Source organism: Brevundimonas pishanensis, from assembly GCF_022750635.1.
GTDB classification, from domain to species: Bacteria; Pseudomonadota; Alphaproteobacteria; order Caulobacterales; family Caulobacteraceae; genus Brevundimonas; species Brevundimonas pishanensis.
In genome coordinates, this window is sequence record NZ_JAJKBG010000003.1 from 58,495 (window position 1) to 77,700 (window position 19,206).

Consider the following 19,206-nt stretch of genomic DNA (forward strand, 5'->3'; position numbering starts at 1 on the left):
TCAATGCTCGGCGAGCGCTTGTGTTGGACCTGCGCCCTGGTGGCGACTAAGGGATCACAACCACGGTTGAGGGGAGCCATCGCATGCACATTTCCGAACAGATCGTCCTCATTACCGGCGGGGCACGCGGTGTCGGCGCTGAAGCGGCGCGGGCCTTCGCCCGTGAAGGGGCGCGGGTGGTAATCAACTGGCGCAGCAGCGGCGATGCTGCCCATGCGCTGGCCGCCGATATCGGTGAGCAGGCCGTCGCCCTGCAGGCCGACGTGATCGACCGGGCCGCTGTCGAGGCGATGTTGGCCAAGGCCGATCAACACTACGGCGGGGCGGTTACGACCGTCATCAACAATGCGCTGGACTATAGCTTCAACGGTGATGCTCGGTCCCAGATGGAAACCATCGGCTGGGATGAGTTCGCCAGCCAGTTTCAGACCGTCATCCATGGCGCGCTGAACGTCATTCAGGCCGCTACGCCGGGGATGAAGGCCAAGGGCTTTGGCCGCGTGGTCAACATCGGCACCAACCTCGTGCAAAATCCGGTGGTGCCCTATCACGACTATACGGCCGCCAAGGCAGCCTTGATGAGCCTGACGCGCACGGCTGCTGGCGATCTGGGTCCGCACGGCATTACAGTTAATATGGTCTCGGGCGGCTTGCTTCGCACCACCAACGCCAGCGCCGCCACGCCCGATGCAGTCTTCGATCTGATCGCAGGCATGACCCCGCTGCGTAGCGTCACCACTCCGCAAGAGTTCGCCGACGCCATCCTCTTCTTCGCCTCGCCGTGGAGCCGCGCCGTTACGGGACAGAACCTTGTCGTCGACGGTGGTTTGGTGCGCGATTAATCACAGCTTTGGCGGCTTGGCCCTTAATCCTTGGCGTGCTGGGCAGGGGTAAGGACAACCGATACGTTCCCGATAATCAGGAACAGGGTTCAGCTTGACGGGTTCTATCTGCGTAGAAGCAGGAGAAACCTATGATCAAATGGGCCATCATCTTCGCTATCATCGCCATCGTAGCCAGTATTCTGGGCTTTGGCGGGGTTGCGGGGGCCGCTGCCGGTATCGCTAAATTCCTGGCGATTGCAGCGATCGTGATCTTCCTGGTCTTCCTTGTCCTCGGTGTGATGGCGGGCAAGAAGATCGTCAAATGACAAAAGGGCCTCCGGATCGGGAGGCCCTTTTTACATGGCAAAGCTTGGGCTAAGTCCTGCACTCCATAGTGCGAGAGCCGGGCATGAAGTCATTTTTGAGAACTACAGCGTGCCTGATCCTGCTCGCGGGGATGGTCGGCTTTGCCCTGAGCCCCTGGGGGCGTGCGCTCGCCGACTGGATCAGGGAAATCGCCTATTGGATCCAGGTGTCGCTGGCCGTGGTCGCGGGCGTAGGCGGGATGGTGTTGGGCATTGCCATGATGTTCCGCGACGCCCGCAAGAAACGCTCGGCCGAAGCCGCAAAAGCGCCGAAAGCCTAGATCGAGAAGCTGACGCCGCAGCCGCAGCTGGAGGCGGCGTTCGGGTTTTGGATCACAAACTGCGCACCGGCCAGTTCGTCGACGAAGGTGATCTCCGATCCCTTCAGGAACGGCACCGACACCTTGTCCACCAGCGCGGCCTGACCGTCGCATTCGATGCGGATGTCGTCGGCCTGCGCCTCTTCGACCAGATCAAGCTGATACTGGAAGCCGGAACAGCCGCCACCCTCGACCGCGACGCGAAGCATCAGGGACTTGCCCTCGGCCTGCGACAGGGCCGCCAGACGGCGCGCCGCCGCTTGCGACAGGGTGATGCCTTCCGGTGCTCGGGCACTGATGGAAAAGGCGGCTGTGGATTGTTCTGTGGATTGGACGGTGCTCACAGGGTTCTATATGAGGCGTGGGAAGCCAATAAAAAAGCCCTGCCTTGTTCAAAGTTGATGTCGTGAGCCAGATCGAACGCGCCCCATACGCCGAACGCCACGAAAACAGCCGTGGTCGCCGCATCCCCGAGCCGCCCAGCCGCACCCGCACACCTTTTGCGCGCGACCGTGACCGCATCATCCACGCAACGGCTTTCCGCCGTCTGAAAGAAAAGACGCAGGTCTTCGTTGCGCACGAAGGCGATACCTATCGCACGCGCCTGACCCACTCGCTGGAAGTGGCGCAGATCGCCCGCTCGCTAGCCCACGCGCTGCGCCTCGATGACGATCTAGCCGAAACAATCGCTCTGGCGCACGACCTCGGCCACCCGCCGTTCTCGCACGCGGGCGAGGACGAACTGGCCGAGCTGATGAAGGACTACGGCGGCTTTGACCACAACGTCCAAAGCTTCCGCGTCGTGACCGAACTCGAGATGCGCTATCCGGCGTTTGCGGGGCTGAACCTGACGTGGGAAACCGTCGAGGGCGTGGTCAAGCACAATGGTCCGGTACTGCATCACCTTGGTGATCCGGCGTGGGCCAGGGTGGCCGAGTATCACGCGGGCGGTTCGATGAACTGGGACCTGCGCCTTGGCACCTTCGCCTCGCTTGAGGCCCAGTGCGCCGCCATTGCGGACGACATTGCCTATAACAACCACGATGTGGACGATGGCGTTCAGGCGGGTCTGTTCACCTTGAACGACCTGTCGCAGATCCCGCTGATCGGCCCGGCCATTGCCGCGGCGCGGGCGGACTATCCCAATATCGACGACCGTATGCTGCGTCTGGAGGCGGTACGCCGCATGATCGGCGTCATGGTCGACGACGTACTGGCCGAGACCGAGCACCGCCTGAAATCGCACCGGATCGAAACGGTCGAAGACGTACGACTGGCCCCCGAAACCCTCGTCCAGTTCTCGGCGGGGATGATGGAGGAGCTGGCCGTTCTGCGCCGCTTCCTGTTCGAGCGGATGTACCGCCACTATCGCGTAAACCGTACCCGCAGTCAGGCCCGCCGCGTGCTGGCGCAACTGTTCAATCTGGCCATGGCCGAGCCCGAGGTTCTGCCGCCGGAGTGGCAGAAGGCGGCGCTGACCGACAATATGACCGAGCGCGCACGCGCTGTGTGTGACTATATCGCCGGTATGACCGACCGCTATGCCATTGAAGTGCATAGAAAGCTGTTCAGCCTCGACGTCACCCTCGATCTATGATTCGAAAGACGGGGGCCGGGGGTGATAAAATAATGACGACCGCGCACCGATTCGCGCGGGCGGAACCGAGTTAAAGGCGCGACCCATGTCCTACGATGATGATAACCGAGGCTACCCCCAACAGGGCCGCGATGCCGGCCGCGAACGCGGGGCCTATACGCCTCCGACCGACGACGACCTGCCGTTCAACCGTGGTGGCTATGATGCCCGCCGCGCCCCGTCGTCGAAGTCTCCGCCGCTGACGCTGATCATCAGCGTTGTCGTGCTGCTGGCGATCGTCATCGGTATTATCCTCGCCTATACGATGGGTGGCTCGCGCAAGGAGGGCCAGATGCCCGCCGCTGTCGGCACGCCGGTCGAGACCATGAAGGTGGACTCTCCGCTGGACGCCCAGCCGGTTAACCCCGAAGCGGGCATCAGCGTCTATCGCGATACGCCGGAAGCCGAAGCCGCCACCCCGACCCTGACGGAAGGTCCTGAAGCCGTTCTGCCGCGTCCGGCACCGTCGGCAGATACCCAAGCTGCTGCGCCCGCTCCGCTGGCACCGGCTCCGGCCCGTCCGGCTCCGACGCCCGCACCGGCACCAGCGCCGGCTGCTGTTGCGCCGAAACCGGCCGCTCCGGTTGCCGCTCCGGCCCCTGCGCCTGCTCCGGCGGCTGCCGCTACGGGCACCTCGCGCGTCCAGATCGGTGCCTTCTCCTCGCGTGAACAGGCCGAGCAACAGTATTCGGCGGCTGCAGGTCGTCACGGCGGTTTGACCGCTGGTGCTCGTCGCCAGATCGAAGCCGTCGAGCGTGACGGCAAGACCCTGTACCGCACGTCGTTCGGCGGTCTGAGCCGCGAACGCGCCACCACGCTGTGCAACGCCATCAAGGCGTCGGGCGGCACCTGCTTCGTCGGCTGAGGCTAGACGATTGACTTCTGCTGCCATTTTCGGCTGCACGGGATACCGGTTGTCGGCACAGGAGCGCGCCTTCTTTGCCGACGCCAATCCGTGGGGCTTTATTCTCTTCCGTCGCAATGTCGAAAGTCCGGATCAGGTTCGCGCCCTGGTTCAGGACCTGCGCGACAGCGTGGGCCGCGACGACGCTCCTGTCCTGATCGATCAGGAAGGTGGGCGGGTGCAACGCCTTGGCCCGCCGTTCTGGCCTAAATATCCGCCGGGTGCGGCCTACCTTCAGGCTGCCGAAGGCGATGTGTTCAAAGCGCGCGAACTGGTGCGCCTCGGGGCGCGCCTGATGGCCCATGACCTTCATGAACTGGGCATCAATGTCGACTGCGTTCCGGTGATGGACGTTCCGGTCCCTGGCGCTCACGACATCATCGGCGACCGCGCCTATGCCCGCGATCCCCAGACGGTGGCCCAACTGGGCCGCGCCGCCGCCGAGGGCATGCTGGCGGGCGGTGTTTTGCCGATCATCAAACACATCCCCGGTCATGGCCGCGCCTTTGCCGACAGCCACCATGACCTCCCGATCGTGGAGACCCCGCTGGCCGAACTGGACGCGTGGGACTTTGTGCCCTTCCGCGCCATGTCGGACATGCCGATGGCCATGACCGCCCACGTGGTGTTCACCGCCGTGGATGCCGAGGCTCCGGCTACGACGTCCAAGGCAGGCATCCGTCTTATCCGCGAGCGTCTCGGCTTTGGCGGCCTGATTATGACCGACGACCTCTCGATGCAGGCTCTGTCGGGCACGCTGAAAGAGCGCACCGAGGCGTCGTTCAAGGCCGGCAATGACATCGTCCTGCACTGCAATGGCAAGCTGGACGAGATGACCGAGATCGCATCAGTGACCAAGACGCTGGGCGGCATTGCCGCTCGCCGCGCCGAGGCTGTGCTGGAACGTGTGGTCCGCACGCCTGAACCGCTAGACGTCGACGCTGCGCGCGCCCGCTTCGCTGCGGCAATGGAAGGCCGCTATCAGGCGGCCAGCGGACCTGACGTGGGCGAAGCCCAAGCGCCGGAACTGGCGTGAACTGATATGGGGCAGGGGGCATGACAGATACCTTCCAGCCGAACCTAGACTTCACCGCGGTCCAGCAGGCCGAGGCGAAGGAGGCGTTCGTCGTTGATCTGGAAGGTTATGAAGGTCCCCTGCACGTCCTTCTGGAACTGGCCCGCAGCCAGAAGGTGGACCTGCTAAAGCTTTCGATCACCCGACTGGCCGAACAGTATCTGCTGTTCGTTCACGAGGCGCGGCGACGTAACTTCTCGCTGGCGGCGGACTATCTGGTGATGGCGTCGTGGCTGGCCTATCTGAAGTCGCGCCTGCTGATCCCGCGTAACGAGAAGGACAAGGGCGAAGAGCCACCCGCAGAGCAGATGGCTGCCGCGCTGGCCTTCCGCCTGCAAAAGCTGGAGGCCATGCGAACCGCCGTGGCCAACCTGACGAAACGCCCGCAACTGGGCCGCGACGTCTTTATGCGCGGCGATCCCGAGCAAACCGTGATCGTGCCATCGGATCAGATCGACGCCAGCCTCTATGAACTGATGACCGCCTATGTGACCCAGCGGGTCAAGCAGGAGCGGCGCAACTATAACCCGACTGCCCGCGTCGAAGCCTTCCAACTGGAAGCCGCCCGCGACTGGCTACGCGAGATTATGCCGCGCCTCGCCGAATGGACGCCGCTGGAGCGCGTTGCCCCGCAGCGACCCGACGATCACGACGGCCCGTCACAGGCCAGCTATACGGCCTCGACCCTCTCGGCCTCGCTGGAACTGGTAAAGGAAGGCGGCATGGACATTCGTCAGGAAAAGCCGTTTGACGATATCTGGCTGCGTCGGCGCGGACCGGCCCCCGCGCTGGAGTTGGAACCGTGAGCCTGAGTTTTGCCCCTGACCATCTGGAAATCGAGCGCCGGATCGAGGCCCTGTTGTTTGCGGCGGCCGCGCCTCTGTCCCGCGAGGAACTGGCGCGTCGTCTGCCGGAAGGTGCCGATGTATCCGGTGCCCTGACCGCACTTCAGGAGCGTTATAAGGGCAGGGGGGTAGAACTCGATTCCGTGGCGGGGCGCTATCGTTTCCGCACCGCCGAGGACCTCGGCTTCCTGATGACGGAAGAGCGCGAAGAGCCTCGACGATTGTCTAAGGCTGCGCTCGAGACGTTGGCTATCATTGCCTATCATCAGCCTTGCACCCGCGCCGAAATTGAAAGCGTGCGCGGTGTGTCGCTGTCGAAAGGCACGCTGGATGTGCTGCTGGAGATGGGATTCGTTCGCCTGCGCGGTCGTCGTCGCACGCCGGGTCGTCCCGTAACCTACGGAACCGCAGACCGATTCTTGGAACATTTCGGTTTGGCGGGTCTGTACGATCTGCCGGGCGTGCAGGAAATGAAGGCGGCGGGACTGCTGGATCTGTCCATGCCTGTCGGCTTCGAAGTTCCGGATCCTTCGCTTTCCCGCGATGAAGACGGCGAAGAATTATTGCCGGGAATGGACGCGGACACGCCGGAATTTGCCCAAGATTTCATAGGCGAAGGCGGCGAGTCGTAGCTTTAGGGGCGACCTTGCGTCGCGTCTGAAAATAAACCACGAAAATCCATACACTTAAGTCTCAAACCTGTCGCCTTGACCTGAAGGCCCTCCGCCTATAGGTTCCGCGCGAAATTCAGACCCCTGCCGACAGCCCGTCGGCGATGAGCGAATTGGCCATGTCCTCTACGAAGGAATCGCGCGAAGAGGCGATGAAACGTCTCTCGGAACGCGCATCCGCCCTAGAGGCGCGGACAAGAACCGCGGTGGTAGCAACCGCCGAGGCTCAAAAGGTCGTTGGTCAGGCTTGGCGCATCGTCGCCGAACTGATCGGTGGCGTTTTTAGCGGTCTGGGACTTGGTGTGGCTGTCGATTACTTCTTCGACACTGCGCCGATAGGCGTAATCGGCGGGGTCCTCGTGGGCTTCGCTTTGTCATTTTTTATGGCCCGCAATACAGCCAAACGGCTTATGGCGGAGGCCAAGGCACTCGGTGAAACCCCTTCGGGTGAGCCGATTGTCGAGGTTAACGAAGACGAGGAACGATAGGCTTCATGGCCGGTCCGATTGAACAATTTGAGGTCAAGCCGCTCGTAGAGTTCGGCACGGTCAATGTTCCCGTTCTCGGTGAGCAAGTGATCGCTATCACCAACTCGCACGTTGCGATGACCATCGCCTTTGCGGTTGTTGTGGGCTTCCTGGGTCTAGCCACCAGCAAGAATGCTGTGGTTCCGGGCCGTATGCAGGCTGCGGGTGAAACCCTGTTCGGCATGGTCGACAACCTGACCTCGTCGATCATCGGTCACGACGGCAAGAAGTATTTCCCGTTCGCCTTCACCATGTTCATGCTGGTTCTGGCAATGAACTTGCTGGGCATGTTCCTGACCTTCACCGCGACCTCGCAACTGGCCGTCACCCTGACGCTGGGCCTGATCTCCTTCCTGACCGTCGTCGTCGTCGGTTTCGTCAAGAATGGTTTGGGCTTCTTCAAGCTGTTCTGGCCGGCTGGCGCGCCTCTGGCGCTGCGCCCTGTCGTTGGTCTGATCGAGTTTGTTTCGTTCCTGCTGCGTCCGGCTACCCTGGCCCTGCGTCTGTTCGGTAACATGCTGGGTGGCCACGTCGCCCTGAAGATCTTTGCCCAGTTCGTTGTGCAACTGGGTGCTGTGGCCATCGCCACCGGCGGTATCGCCTACGCCTTCTTCGGCGTTGCAGCTCTCTCGCTGTGCATGACCGTTGCGATGACCGCACTTGAGTTTCTGGTGGCCTTCCTTCAGGCCTTCGTTTTCACTGTTCTGACCTGCATCTATCTCAATGATGTGGTCAACCTGGGTGAAGGCCACTAAGGCCTAATCTCAGCTACTTCACCCTACCTCTAACGTCTCTCGATTTAGGAAACACATCATGGACGCTGAAGCCGCAAAGTACATCGGCGCTGGTCTGGCCACCCTGGGCATGATCGGTTCGGCTCTGGCCGTTGGTAACATCTTCGGTAACTTCCTGGCTGGCGCTCTGCGCAACCCGGCTGCTGCCGCTGCTCAAGTCGGCAACCTGTTCGTGGGTGCCGCTCTGGCAGAAGCCCTGGGCATCCTGGCCTTCGTGCTGGGCGTCCTGATGATCTTCGGCTAATCCTTAGCCTCTAAGAAGACCACACAGTACCGACGGCGCGTAGGTTCGTCCTACGCGCCGTTGTCCTGATCTAAAGATAGACGGACCATGGCCGCAGAACCCACACTCGAAGCACCGACCGGCGACGTACACGCCGAGACCCATGCCTCCACCGAGCACGCCTCGGGCGGCCTGCCCCAGTTCGAATTCCAGCACTGGGTTGGTCAGATTGGCTACCTGCTGATCCTGTTCGCCATCACCTATGTGCTGATCGCCAAGGTGTTTGCACCGCGCATGCGCCGTGTGATCGACGAACGTGCCGAAACCATCGACGGTGCCGTTGCCACCGCCCGTTCGGTTCAAGCCGAAGCTGAAGCGCAAGCTGAAGCTGCCCGCGCCGAGGTCGAAAAGGCCCGCGCCGACGCCCGCGCTACCGCAGCCGCTGCGAAAGCCCGCGTCACCGAAGAATTCAACGCCCGCCTGGCCGCTGACGAAGCTGTCGTCAACGCCCGCATCGCTGAAGCCGAAGCCAAGATCGCTTCGACCCGCGACGCTGCCATGGGTAACGTCACTGCCATCGCTTCGGACGCCACCAGCGCTATGCTGGAACGTCTGACCGGCAAGGCCCCGACTGCGGCCGAGCTGGAAGCTGCCATCAAGGGAGCTGCCTAATGCCCGCTTTTCTGACCGCCCACTTCTGGGACATCAGCAACCCTGAGTTCTGGGTTGGCGTCGGCCTCGTCATCTTCTTCGCCATCGTCATCTTCGCTGGCGTGCCGAAGCTGGTTGCTGCCGGTCTGGACGCCAAAGCTGCCAAGATCCAGCAAGACCTGGATGAAGCCGCCCGTCTGCGTGCCGAAGCCGAAGCCATGCTGGCCCAGATCCGCAAGGAAAAGGCCGAAGCCGAAGCTCAAGCTGCCGAGCTGCTGTCGACCGCCGAAGCCGAAGCCAAGCGTCTGGAAGCCGACGCCAAGGCCCGCATCGAAGAATCGACTGCCCGTCGTCAGGAACTGGCCGAGCGTCGTATCGCTCAAGCCGAAGCCGAAGCGACCCGCGAAGTGAAGTCGGCTGCTGCTGACCTCGCCGCCATGGCTGCTCAGGAAATCCTGGCTGCCCGCATCGCTGGTGCCAAGACCGATCCGGCTCTGGACGCAGCGATCAGCCAACTGGCTGGCAAGCTGAACTAAGATTGGGGGCAACCCTGAATGTCAAAAGGCCCCGCTTTCGCGGGGCCTTTTTTCTTGTCCTGATCTGCCGAAGCCCTAGTGGGCGGGGGCAGCACCCATGGGGTGGATATGCGCCTTCTCGCGCTTGAGGAGGCGTTCAAAGGTCGAGCCGAGCACTGCACCATAGATAGCGTGCGTGACCAGCATCCAAGCCAAGCCTTCAAAACCACCAGACGGAATGATCCGCTGATCCGGGACAATCATGGTCGCATAGATCATCAGGACCACCCATGCGCCGACGGCAAAGGCGATACCTTTAGCCATAGCAACCTTGGTGGGTAGGCGGTCGTAGAGCAGGCCAAAAAGGCCGCCCAGAACCACAATGCCGAACAGGATATGAAGGGCCCATCCTGCTGCTGCATTCCCCGGCATGCCGAACATCTTGGCGACGATCAGCGGGAACGGGGTGAACATCTTCAACACATACATGTTGATGGCCTCAACTGCGGCCACAATCACCGTTGCGGTAAGACCTGCAACGATGCCGTTTTTTACGCGTGACATCATTAGTTTAGCGCCTCCCAACGCCAACACTTCGAGACTACGCGAGGTCGAGGGTAAGCCTTTTTTTGGCTAATGTCGAAGAACGCTGTTCACATTAACGTGCGGGCGCGCAAATGGGCGGGCTGTCTTAAGCCCGTGGCGCAGCGATATTCCGAGTCAAATCGGGAGGTTAAGCGGCCTTGGAGGCGCTGCGGCGGGCCGCACGGTAGGCCCGCACACGTGCCCGCAAACGCCGGCGCAAACGCGGCAGTGCACGGCGGCGACGGCTGCGGACAACCATCTTCTCCATGCGCAGAGCCTGCTGCCAGAAAACCGGTGCCACTTCAGGGTTCTTCCGCATGAGGCGGCGGAAGGGATAGACCCAGTTCGGCTTGGCGCGCTGCGCCTTGATGAACTGGCGCTTGGCCCAGAACGAGTTGCGCAGCACGATCACCAAACCCAGCGTGATCACCGGAATACCGCCCGGACCCGGCAGCGGCGCGATGATCAGGCCCACCAGCATGATGAACAGCCCCACGCCCATCAACGCCAGACGGCGAAGACGGCGGCTCGCACCTGTACGGGGCGGCGGAGGGATCAGTGGTGTCAGGACCAAGGTCACAGCGAGCTACTTGCGTATAGGAGGAGGCGGGGAGACGCGGGGAGGAAGTACTAAACAGATGGGAATCCGTTGTTCCCACACAAGGCCAGTTTGAGGGCCGAACCATGACTTCCGAATGAACGATCAGTCACGTTGGGCGAAAAGAAAACGCCGTGTCTCGAAAGACACGGCGTTTGGTTAGCTAGGGTTGAAAACAGGCGCTCAGGCGGCCTGGTTCGAACCTTCCGGCTTCACCCAGCGCAGCTTGGGCGAGCGGGCTGCCTTGGTTTCGTCGAGACGACGCATCGGGGCGTGGAACGGTGCGCCCTTGAAGCGGTCAACGTCACCAGCCTTGGCGGCCTGTGCCAGCAGGCGCATGGCCTCGATGAAACGATCCAGTTCGGCCTTGGATTCCGTCTCGGTCGGCTCGATCAGCATGGCCCCGTGGACGACCAGCGGGAAATACATGGTCATCGGGTGGAAGCCCTCGTCGATCAGAGCCTTGGCGAAGTCGAGTGTGGTGATGTCCGTGCCCTTGAGCCATTCATCGTCGAACAGGGCCTCGTGCATGCACGGACCGTCCGGGAAGGCGGCGCTCATCAGGTCCGACAGGCGGGCCTTGATGTAGTTGGCGTTCAGGACAGCGTCCTCGGCGACTTGGCGCAGGCCGTCGGCACCGTGGGACATCATGTAGGAAAGGGCGCGCACATACATGCCCATTTGCCCTTGGAAGGCGCACAGACGGCCAAAGGCTTGTGCAGCCTCGTCCTCTTCACGCTCGACCAGTTTGAAGCCCTCACCGGTGTTCACGACCCATGGAGCGGGCGCGAACGGAGCCAGAGCTTCGGACAGGACAACCGGACCTGCGCCCGGACCGCCGCCGCCGTGCGGCGTCGAGAAGGTCTTGTGCAGGTTGATGTGCATGGCATCGACGCCCAGATCGCCCGGACGCACGCGACCGACGATGGCGTTGAAGTTCGCGCCGTCGCAATAGAAATAGGCACCTGCCTCGTGCGTCAGGCGGCTGATTTCCATGATGTCGCGCTCGAACAGGCCGCAGGTGTTCGGGTTGGTGACCATGATGGCCGCCACGTCCGGACCCAGCTTCGACGCCAGATCAGTCACGTCCACGCGGCCGTCTTCGGTCTGGGCGACCTCGACGACGGTGTAGCCGACGAAGGCGGCGGTGGCAGGGTTGGTGCCGTGGGCCGAGGTCGGGACCAGCACCTTGCGGCGCTGTTCGTGCTCGCCCTTGGCTTCGTGGGCGGCGCGGATGGCCATCAGGCCGCACAGCTCGCCGTGAGCGCCTGCCTTGGGCGACAGAGCCACAGCCGGCATGCCGGTCAGGGTGGTCAGCCAGTGCGACAGGCTATCCATCAGCTCCAGCGCGCCTTGGACCGTCGATTGCGGTTGCAGCGGGTGGATGTCCGAGAAACCGGCCAGACGGGCCATTTTCTCGTTCAGGCGCGGGTTGTGCTTCATCGTGCACGAACCCAGCGGATAGATAGCCAGATCGATGGCGTGGTTCTTCTGGCTCAGGCGCACATAGTGGCGCATGGCTTCCGGCTCCGACAGGCCCGGCAGGCCAATCGGGTCGCGGCGGACCAGATCACCGAGGTCCGAGCCATCGGTCTTCGGGGTGGCAAGGTCCACACCGGTCTTGCCCCAGCCTTCGCCTTCGAAGATCAGCGGCTCGTTCTGCAGCAGGCCACGGCCACCGGTCAGGGTAGCGGGTTTTTCAGAGACGGCGTTCGGGGTGGTCGGGCGGCCGACGTTGTTCATGGTGCTCATGTCTGTTGCCCTTCCTTACGCGACTGCGGCTTTGAGTGCGGTGGCGAGGATCTGTATGTCCGCGTCCAGCGTCGTCTCGGTGGCGGCGACCAGCAAGACGTCGTCCATGCCCGCTTCCGGTGCGAGGCGGCTGTAGGGCACGCCAGCGAGGATGCCTTGGGCGGCAAGGGTCTCGACGACCTCGGCAGCGTTCTTCGGCAGCTTCACGGCGAACTCATTGAAGAAGCGCGGGGTCAGGACCTCGACGCCTTCAATGGCGGCCAGCGCATCGCGGGTAGCCAGTGCCTTTTCGTGGTTCAGCAGGGCCAGTTGGCGCAGACCCGTTTCGCCCAGCAGGCTCATGTGGATGGTGAAGGCGAGGCAGCACAGGCCAGAGTTGGTGCAGATGTTCGACGTCGCCTTGTCGCGGCGGATGTGCTGCTCGCGGGTCGACAGGGTCAGAACGAAGCCGCGCTTGCCCTCGGCATCGACGGTCTCGCCGCAATAGCGGCCCGGGGTCTGGCGCAGCAGCTTTTCGCGGGTGGCGAACAGGCCGATGTACGGACCGCCATAGTTCAGGGCGTTACCGATCGACTGGCCTTCGCCAGCGACGATGTCCGCGCCCATTTCGCCCGGCGACTTCAGCAGGCCCATCGACACAGCTTCGGTCACGACGACGATCAGCAGGGCACCATTGGCCTGAGCCGCCTCGGCGATCTTGGTGACGTCGGTGGCGGTGCCGAACACGTTCGGGGTCTGGACGACGACGCAAGCGGTGTCCGGACCGATCTGGGCGATGACGTCAGCTTCGGCGTCAACGGCAGCCGGAAGGACTTGGGTTTCAACGCCCATGGCGTGAACCACAGTCTCGGTCGCCTTGACGTAGTGCGGGTGAACGCCGCCCGAGATCACAGCCTTGTTGCGGCGGGTGACGCGGGTGGCCATCAGCACGCCCTCGGCCATGGCGGTCGAGCCGTCATAAAGCGACGCGTTGGCGACCGGCATACCCGTCAGGTTCGCAACCTGTGTTTGGAACTCGTACAGGTACTGCAGGGTCCCTTGTGCGATTTCCGGTTGGTACGGGGTGTAGGAAGTCAGGAATTCCGAGCGTTGGATTACGTGATCCACGGTCGCTGGAACATGGTGCTTGTAAGCGCCCGCGCCGCAGAAGAACGGAACCGAACCGGCGGTCTTGTTCTTGGCCGCCATGGCCGACAGGGCACGCTCGACTTCCAGTTCGCCCGCCACGCGCGGCAAGTCCACAGGGCCGCTCAGGCGTGCGCTTTCCGGCACGTCTACAAAGAGGTCATCGATCGACTTGGCCCCGATCGCGGCCAGCATGGCCTCGCGATCATCGGCTGTCAGAGGGAGGTAACGCATGTTCAGTTCCGATCCGTCCGGCATTCGGCCGGATTATGGGGAAGGGGTAGAAGAAACCCGCCCCGAACAAGTCGGGGCGGGCGAAAGGCATTAGAGGGTCGCGAGGAAGGCGTCGTAAGCCGCCTTGTCCATCAGGCCGTCGAGTTCCGAGGCGTCCGACACCTTGATCTTGGCGAACCAGCCTTCGCCTTCCGGCGAGGCGTTCACGGTTTCCGGTGCATCGGCCAGCGCGCCGTTGGCTTCGACGACCTCGCCCGAAACCGGAGCGTAAACGTCCGAAGCGGCCTTGACCGATTCAACCACGGCGAAGCTGTCGCCCTTGGCTACGGTCTTGCCGACGTCCGGCGTTTCAACGAACACAACGTCGCCGAGGGCTTCAGCCGCGTGAGCCGAGATGCCGACGGTGGCGATGTCGCCGTCCAGCGAGACCCATTCGTGATCTTTGGTGAATTTCATGGCTGATCCCTCTCAAGCCTTGGGTTTGCGGTAGTAACGGGTGGGAACGAACGGGCTGGCCACGACCTCGGCCGCAGCAGGGCGGCCACGGACGACGACTTTCAGCTCGGTTCCGATTTCGGTGAACGCGGGCGGCACGAAGCCGATGGCGATCTTGTTGCCGGTCGAAGGCGACGGGCCACCCGAGGTGACCACGCCGATGATATTGCCGTCCTTGTCGGCGATCTCGGCACCCTCGCGGGCCGGAGCGCCTTCCTTGACCAGCAGGTTCACGCGCTTGCGCGACGGGCCTTCAGCCAGTTCCTTGAGAATGCGCTCGGCACCCGGGAAGTTCGCCGCTTCCTTGCGCGACTTCGACAGGGCGAAGGTCAGGTCGGCTTCAACCGGAGAGACGGTGGCATCGAGGTCGTGGCCGTGCAGCGGCAGACCGGCTTCGAGGCGCAGGCTGTCGCGGGCACCCAGACCGATCGGCTTCACGCGTTCGTCACTGAGCAGCAGGTTCCACACGCGCTCGGCATCGGCGGCGGGTACCGAAATCTCGAAGCCATCCTCGCCGGTATAGCCCGAACGCGAGATGTAGCAGTTCACGCCAAAGACGTTCAGCCAGGTGATGTCCATGAACGACAGCTCGGCCAGTGCCGGTTCGTGCTGGACCATGACGTCGATGGCTTCCGGACCCTGAATGGCCAGAAGCGCGCGGTCTTCCAGAACTTCCAGCTTGGCATCGCCCTGAAGGTTCGCACGCAGGTGGGCGAAATCGGCGTCCTTGTTACCGGCGTTGACCACCACATACAGACCATTGTGGTCGGGCTTGCCCGCCATCAGGTCGTCCATGATGCCGCCTTGGTCGTTCAGCAGCAGGGAGTATTTCTGTTTGTGATCCTTGAGGATCTTGTAGTCGCCGGGGACGAAGCGCTCGAACTGTTCGATGGCGTCCTTGCCGGTGATCTTGGCCTGGCCCATGTGGGAAACGTCGAACAGACCGGCATGCTCGCGGGTCCATTTGTGCTCGGCCAGAACGCCTTCGTACTGGACCGGCATGTCATAGCCGCCAAAGCCGACCATACGCGCGCCAAGCGCACGGTGCGCCGCATTCAGGGGGGTGGTTTTCAAAATTTCGTCACTCATGGGCGCACTCCGGAGTCGCGTCATCACGGCGATAGCTTCGCCGTACGCGCCCCCGCTGTCCCTTAGGCCTGAGAGATTCCGATTACCGTTTTGGCGGCAACCTTGCTCCTTCGGCGCGCCTTGGACCCCTCTCGACCCAATAGCGACTTTCCAGCGTTCCGTGCGCCTCGCGGTCCTTTTGCCTGAGCGTTTCCGGGGCGGTTGCGCCTTCGGCTCCGGAAAGATGGTTCCCATCCCCCCGATCTCTCCCGCGAGAGCTAAGGCGACCTAAGCCATCGACTCCGGTTCGAAGTCAAGCGCCGCCACACTTGCGGCATCAATGAACAGGCGTCATTGAGAGGTTCATCCCCAGTCTCTGATTTGGATTTAAAGAAACCATCATGACCGACGTCCGCACCGATCTGTCTGCCCACCTGTCCGCCACGGGCGTCGAGGGTGATCTGGCCGAACTGCTGCTGAAGATCGCGGCCTCGTGCGTGGATATCCGCAAGGTCGTATCGGGCGGCGCGCTGGCCGGTGCGCTGGGCGCGTCGGGCAATGTGAATGTGCAGGACGAAGAGCAGAAGAAGCTGGACGTCATCTCCAACGACATCCTGACCGACAACCTGCTGGCCCTGCCGCTGGTGGCCGGTGTGGCGTCCGAGGAAATGGATAACTGCCAGCCCGCCAAGCACGACGGCGGCAAGTTCCTTGTCCTCTTCGATCCGCTGGATGGATCAAGCAACATCGACATCAACGCCCCGGTGGGGACCATCTTCTCGGTTCTGGCTGCGCCGTCGGGCGAAATCACCGACGCTGCCTTCCTGCAGGACGGCCGCAAGCAACTGGCGGCGGGCTATGTGCTTTACGGCGGCCAAACCATGCTGGTGCTGACGACGGGCTCGGGCGTTGCAGGCTTTACCCTGTCGCTCGACGGCCAGTGGCTGCTGACCCACGCCGACATCAAGATTTCGCCGGACACCAAAGAGTTCGCCATCAACATGTCGAACCAGCGCCACTGGGCTGAAGGTGTGCAGACCTATGTCGCCGGTTGCCTGCAAGGTGCCGAAGGTGGTCGGGGCAAGAATTTCAACATGCGCTGGGTTGCCGCCATGGTCGCCGACGTACACCGCATCATGATGCGCGGCGGCGTCTTCCTCTATCCGTGGGACAAGCGGGAGCCGAACAAGCCGGGCAAGCTGCGCCTGATGTATGAAGGCAATCCGATGAGCTTCCTCGTCGAACAGGCGGGCGGCAAGTCGACGACCGATGGCCGCAACGCCATCCTCGACGTCACCCCGACCCAGCTTCACCAGCGCGTACCGGTCATCCTCGGCTCCGCCAACGAGATCGAGGAAATCGCCGCCTGCTGCGGAGTGTAATCCCATGACCATCCCCGCCTTCGACGTGACGGACCACGACGCCCTGATCGTAGTCGATCCGCAGAATGACTTCTGCGAAGGCGGGGCACTGGCCGTGCAGGGTGGGGCGGGGATCATGCCCCTGATCAACGAGATCGCGGCGCGGTTCAAAACCGTGATCGTGTCTCAGGACTGGCACACGCCGGACCAGATCAGCTTTGCCTCTAACCACGAAGGCGCGGCCCCGTTCACCCAGATCGAGGTCGCTTACGGTCCGCAAATGCTGTGGCCGGATCATTGTGTGCAGGGATCACACGGGGCGGATTTTCACCCCGATGTCGCGCCCGCCATCCAGCGGGCTGCTGCCATCATCCGCAAGGGCGCGAACCCTACGGTCGACAGCTATTCGGCCTTCTTCGAGAACGACCACAAGACGCCGACGGGCCTTGCGGGCCTGTTGCGTGATCTAGGCGTGAAGCGGGTGTTTATCTGCGGGCTCGCCTACGACTATTGCGTGCGCTTCACCGCCGAGGATGCGGTGCACGAAGGCTTTGAAGCCGTCGTGATCGAAGACGCCACCCGCGCCATCGCCGAAGATACGGCGCAGATGGCGCGGGACAGTTTTACAGCTTTGGGTGTGACACGGCTCTAGGCGCGTCAGTCCAGTTCGGTGATCTCGACAACCGCCGCAACCGGCTCTTCGTCCAGCGTACCCACCCAGATGTCATAGACGCCTTCTTGCGGGTCGGAGAAGGTGACTGCAGGGTTTAAGCCGTCGTCGCTGTCATCGTTGCAAGCCCACTCGCCGTTGGGGTCATTCACCACCAGCGTGGTATCTGCACCGGCAATCGCCTTGATGGTCAGGGACGCTTCGTCGGGTTTGTAGGTGAGGCGCAGATCCGGCGGGCCGGCGATCATACCGACACATTCGCCGCCGATGCTGGACGCGGCATCGATATCACCGCCCGCGGTTAGTTCGACGCGATGTGGATCAGGCTCGAAACCGGCCATCAGGGTCAGTTCGCCAAAGGTCGGCTCTGCTGCCAGTTCCTGAGCCATGACTGGGCCAGCCAAAGCGGCGGCAAAGGCGGCGATACATGCGCCGGTGCGGATCAGTCGAAACGTCATCCCGTTCCCCAAAATATGCGCAGCTAGCCGCGGCTTTCACTGAATGGGTGATCGCCGTTTAGGCTCCATATAAATGCAGCTCTATTCCCAGAAATCGTGCTCGTCGGGGATGCGGTTAAAGGCGATCTTGGCCCCCATATATTCCGGCAGGTTGTTGGTCGGGCCGATGCTGACGGTGTCCTTGCCAAAGCGTTGGTTCAGGGCGTCCACGGCCTTGGAAAGCTTCAGCGAGCGGGCATTGCCGCCCTGATCGGGACTGGCTCCGAACAGGTCGGGCGCATGGTCGGCGCGGGCCTTCAGGTCGTGGATATGGACCCCGACCGTATGTGGCCGCGCCCGCCGAAGGGCAGGGGCGATCTGCACCCACAGATCATCCAGCGCCTCCAGCAAGGCAAAGGTATCCTGCGTCGGAGCAATGGGCCGCTGTAGCGACAGACGCTCTCCGCGCTTGCGCTCGAACCGCTCGGGGCTTTCAAGTTCCAGGCTAAGGCCCAGAACCGATCCCGTCATATCCATCCGCCGTAAGCGTGAGCCGCATTTGACCAGCAGGCGTCGCGCCACGGCGCGGGTTTTATCCGGCGTCCGCATCTCCGATTGCAGGACGTGGCTGTGGCCAAGGCTGGCAGGCGGTTTGACGGGCGGCGGCTCGACATGAAGGCCATGCAGGCCACGCCACACCCGCTCGCCTTCGACACTGCCCCAGACCAGACGCGCCTGTTTGGCGTCCATGTTCCAGAGGTCATCGGTGGTCAGGATGCCGGACTGGCGCAGCCGCTCCTGCATACGTTTGCCAATACCCGGAAAATCCGAGATCGGCAGGTGGGCGATGGCGGCGGGCAGTTCGTTCTGGCGGATCACCGTCAGCCCGTCCGGCTTCTTCATGCCGCACGACGTCTTGGCCAGAAACCGGCTGGGGGCCAGCCCCACCGAAGAACGCAGGCATTCGCCGACATTGTCCTTGATGCCCTGCTGGATACGGCGGGCCAGGGCGACGGCATTGGCCTCGATCCGCTGCGGTCCCATCAGCTCGCACGAGCATTCGTCGATGGAGCCGATCTTGTAGATCGGCATGTGACGCTCGATCTCGGCCATGATCTGCTTATGCAGCTTCACATAGACGTCGGGGCGCGCCTCGGCGATGACCACATCGGGGCACAGACGCCGCGCCTCGCGCACGCTGGTGCCAGTGCGGATACCATAGAGGCGGCTCTCATAGCTGGCCGCAATCGCGCCGGAGAACTCGCTGGGGGCAGGGCGCACGATCACCGGCTTGCCGCGCCACTGCGGATTCATCTGCTGTTCGGCGCTGGCAAAAAAGGCGTTCAGGTCGATGAAGAGCCAGCGCAACTGCGCGGGATCATGCTCGGGGTCTGTCTGCTCCATGCGTCGGAACATATCAGGAACATAATCGCGTGTGGAGTCGCTGCCTTGGTCGATCAAACGCGACCACTGTGGATGGATGTGTGGACATCCCTGTGCGCAATCCGGTGGATAAGGGCCCTTGCGACTG

The 19,206-nt window shown here is 62.7% G+C and carries 24 protein-coding genes and 1 riboswitch; of the genes, 15 read left to right on the top strand and 9 right to left on the bottom strand.

The features are described 5' to 3' along the window. Window positions 1-83 precede the first annotated feature (83 nt). The 3 genes from LOX95_RS06575 to LOX95_RS06585 all read left to right on the top strand — a co-directional run bounded on the left by LOX95_RS06575 (window position 84) and on the right by LOX95_RS06585 (window position 1,470). Entirely contained in the window at window positions 84-842 is a 759-nt protein-coding gene (locus tag LOX95_RS06575; protein ID WP_242913678.1) for a 3-oxoacyl-ACP reductase, read from the top strand. 131 nt (window positions 843-973) lie between these two features. After that, window positions 974-1,150, top strand: coding sequence for a DUF1328 family protein (locus LOX95_RS06580; protein ID WP_242913679.1), 177 nt, complete (start codon window positions 974-976; stop codon window positions 1,148-1,150). 83 nt (window positions 1,151-1,233) lie between these two features. After that, on the top strand, window positions 1,234-1,470 hold the full coding sequence (locus LOX95_RS06585) for a hypothetical protein (RefSeq protein WP_242913680.1): 237 nt from the start codon (window positions 1,234-1,236) through the stop codon (window positions 1,468-1,470). Here the strand turns inward: LOX95_RS06585 and erpA are convergent. Next, window positions 1,467-1,808 carry an iron-sulfur cluster insertion protein ErpA gene (gene erpA, locus LOX95_RS06590; protein WP_242914062.1) on the bottom strand — a complete coding sequence of 114 codons (342 nt, stop codon included), beginning with the start codon at window positions 1,806-1,808 and terminating at the stop codon, window positions 1,467-1,469. The two genes, LOX95_RS06585 and erpA, sit on opposite strands and share 4 nt — an antisense overlap. Window positions 1,809-1,915: 107 nt before the next feature. Here erpA and LOX95_RS06595 point away from each other — a divergent pair, with 107 nt between their 5' ends. The 10 genes from LOX95_RS06595 to LOX95_RS06640 all read left to right on the top strand — a co-directional run bounded on the left by LOX95_RS06595 (window position 1,916) and on the right by LOX95_RS06640 (window position 9,371). Beyond that, the gene (locus tag LOX95_RS06595) at window positions 1,916-3,106 is read left to right on the top strand and encodes a deoxyguanosinetriphosphate triphosphohydrolase (RefSeq protein ID WP_242914063.1); all 1,191 of its coding nucleotides are present in this window, start codon (window positions 1,916-1,918) and stop codon (window positions 3,104-3,106) included. Between the two features lie 85 nt (window positions 3,107-3,191). Further along, window positions 3,192-4,010: an SPOR domain-containing protein gene (locus LOX95_RS06600; RefSeq protein ID WP_242913681.1), complete on the top strand. Its 819-nt coding sequence runs from the start codon at window positions 3,192-3,194 to the stop codon at window positions 4,008-4,010. Between the two features lie 10 nt (window positions 4,011-4,020). Beyond that, entirely contained in the window at window positions 4,021-5,085 is a 1,065-nt protein-coding gene (nagZ, locus tag LOX95_RS06605; protein WP_242913682.1) for a beta-N-acetylhexosaminidase, read from the top strand. 20 nt (window positions 5,086-5,105) lie between these two features. Next, complete coding sequence (locus tag LOX95_RS06610; RefSeq protein WP_242913683.1) at window positions 5,106-5,930, top strand: segregation and condensation protein A; 825 nt, start codon at window positions 5,106-5,108, stop codon at window positions 5,928-5,930. Continuing rightward, window positions 5,927-6,601 carry an SMC-Scp complex subunit ScpB gene (gene scpB / locus LOX95_RS06615; RefSeq protein WP_242913684.1) on the top strand — a complete coding sequence of 225 codons (675 nt, stop codon included), beginning with the start codon at window positions 5,927-5,929 and terminating at the stop codon, window positions 6,599-6,601. The genes LOX95_RS06610 and scpB overlap by 4 nt, the downstream gene beginning before the upstream one ends. A 158-nt stretch (window positions 6,602-6,759) precedes the next feature. Further along, complete coding sequence (locus LOX95_RS06620) at window positions 6,760-7,128, top strand: AtpZ/AtpI family protein (RefSeq protein WP_242913685.1); 369 nt, start codon at window positions 6,760-6,762, stop codon at window positions 7,126-7,128. Window positions 7,129-7,133: 5 nt separating this feature from the next. After that, window positions 7,134-7,922 carry a F0F1 ATP synthase subunit A gene (locus LOX95_RS06625; RefSeq protein ID WP_242913686.1) on the top strand — a complete coding sequence of 263 codons (789 nt, stop codon included), beginning with the start codon at window positions 7,134-7,136 and terminating at the stop codon, window positions 7,920-7,922. 58 nt (window positions 7,923-7,980) lie between these two features. Continuing rightward, complete coding sequence (locus LOX95_RS06630) at window positions 7,981-8,205, top strand: F0F1 ATP synthase subunit C (protein WP_242913687.1); 225 nt, start codon at window positions 7,981-7,983, stop codon at window positions 8,203-8,205. Window positions 8,206-8,292: 87 nt separating this feature from the next. Beyond that, window positions 8,293-8,856: a F0F1 ATP synthase subunit B family protein gene (locus LOX95_RS06635; RefSeq protein ID WP_242913688.1), complete on the top strand. Its 564-nt coding sequence runs from the start codon at window positions 8,293-8,295 to the stop codon at window positions 8,854-8,856. Continuing rightward, window positions 8,856-9,371 (top strand): F0F1 ATP synthase subunit B, encoded by a 516-nt coding sequence (locus LOX95_RS06640; protein WP_242913689.1) that lies wholly within the window; start codon window positions 8,856-8,858, stop codon window positions 9,369-9,371. The genes LOX95_RS06635 and LOX95_RS06640 overlap by 1 nt, the downstream gene beginning before the upstream one ends. Window positions 9,372-9,446: 75 nt before the next feature. Here the strand turns inward: LOX95_RS06640 and LOX95_RS06645 are convergent, their stop codons facing one another. The 6 genes from LOX95_RS06645 to gcvT all read right to left on the bottom strand — a co-directional run bounded on the left by LOX95_RS06645 (window position 9,447) and on the right by gcvT (window position 15,228). Next, window positions 9,447-9,917, bottom strand: coding sequence for a DUF6789 family protein (locus LOX95_RS06645; protein ID WP_242913690.1), 471 nt, complete (start codon window positions 9,915-9,917; stop codon window positions 9,447-9,449). A 166-nt stretch (window positions 9,918-10,083) separates the two neighbouring features. Continuing rightward, the gene (locus LOX95_RS06650; RefSeq protein ID WP_242913691.1) at window positions 10,084-10,515 is read right to left on the bottom strand and encodes a PGPGW domain-containing protein; all 432 of its coding nucleotides are present in this window, start codon (window positions 10,513-10,515) and stop codon (window positions 10,084-10,086) included. 201 nt (window positions 10,516-10,716) lie between these two features. Next, the gene (gene gcvPB / locus LOX95_RS06655) at window positions 10,717-12,285 is read right to left on the bottom strand and encodes an aminomethyl-transferring glycine dehydrogenase subunit GcvPB (RefSeq protein WP_242913692.1); all 1,569 of its coding nucleotides are present in this window, start codon (window positions 12,283-12,285) and stop codon (window positions 10,717-10,719) included. A gap of 15 nt (window positions 12,286-12,300) precedes the next feature. Next, complete coding sequence (gcvPA, locus tag LOX95_RS06660; RefSeq protein WP_242913693.1) at window positions 12,301-13,644, bottom strand: aminomethyl-transferring glycine dehydrogenase subunit GcvPA; 1,344 nt, start codon at window positions 13,642-13,644, stop codon at window positions 12,301-12,303. 90 nt (window positions 13,645-13,734) lie between these two features. Continuing rightward, entirely contained in the window at window positions 13,735-14,100 is a 366-nt protein-coding gene (gcvH, locus tag LOX95_RS06665; protein WP_242913694.1) for a glycine cleavage system protein GcvH, read from the bottom strand. 12 nt (window positions 14,101-14,112) lie between these two features. Further along, the gene (gcvT, locus tag LOX95_RS06670) at window positions 14,113-15,228 is read right to left on the bottom strand and encodes a glycine cleavage system aminomethyltransferase GcvT (protein ID WP_242913695.1); all 1,116 of its coding nucleotides are present in this window, start codon (window positions 15,226-15,228) and stop codon (window positions 14,113-14,115) included. Between the two features lie 160 nt (window positions 15,229-15,388). Further along, window positions 15,389-15,489: riboswitch (glycine riboswitch) on the bottom strand. Between the two features lie 119 nt (window positions 15,490-15,608). Here gcvT and LOX95_RS06675 point away from each other — a divergent pair. Continuing rightward, the gene (locus tag LOX95_RS06675; protein ID WP_242913696.1) at window positions 15,609-16,589 is read left to right on the top strand and encodes a class 1 fructose-bisphosphatase; all 981 of its coding nucleotides are present in this window, start codon (window positions 15,609-15,611) and stop codon (window positions 16,587-16,589) included. A gap of 4 nt (window positions 16,590-16,593) precedes the next feature. Continuing rightward, a complete protein-coding gene (gene pncA, locus LOX95_RS06680) occupies window positions 16,594-17,220 on the top strand; it encodes a bifunctional nicotinamidase/pyrazinamidase (RefSeq protein WP_242913697.1) in 627 nt (208 codons plus the stop codon). A gap of 5 nt (window positions 17,221-17,225) precedes the next feature. Here the strand turns inward: pncA and LOX95_RS06685 are convergent, their stop codons facing one another. Together LOX95_RS06685 and LOX95_RS06690 are read right to left on the bottom strand one after the other, a co-directional pair. After that, window positions 17,226-17,696, bottom strand: a complete 471-nt coding sequence (locus tag LOX95_RS06685; protein WP_242913698.1) for a peptidase S1 — start codon at window positions 17,694-17,696, stop codon at window positions 17,226-17,228. An 81-nt stretch (window positions 17,697-17,777) separates the two neighbouring features. After that, on the bottom strand, window positions 17,778-19,091 hold the full coding sequence (locus LOX95_RS06690) for a Y-family DNA polymerase (protein WP_242913699.1): 1,314 nt from the start codon (window positions 19,089-19,091) through the stop codon (window positions 17,778-17,780). Between the last annotated feature and the right edge of the window lie 115 nt (window positions 19,092-19,206).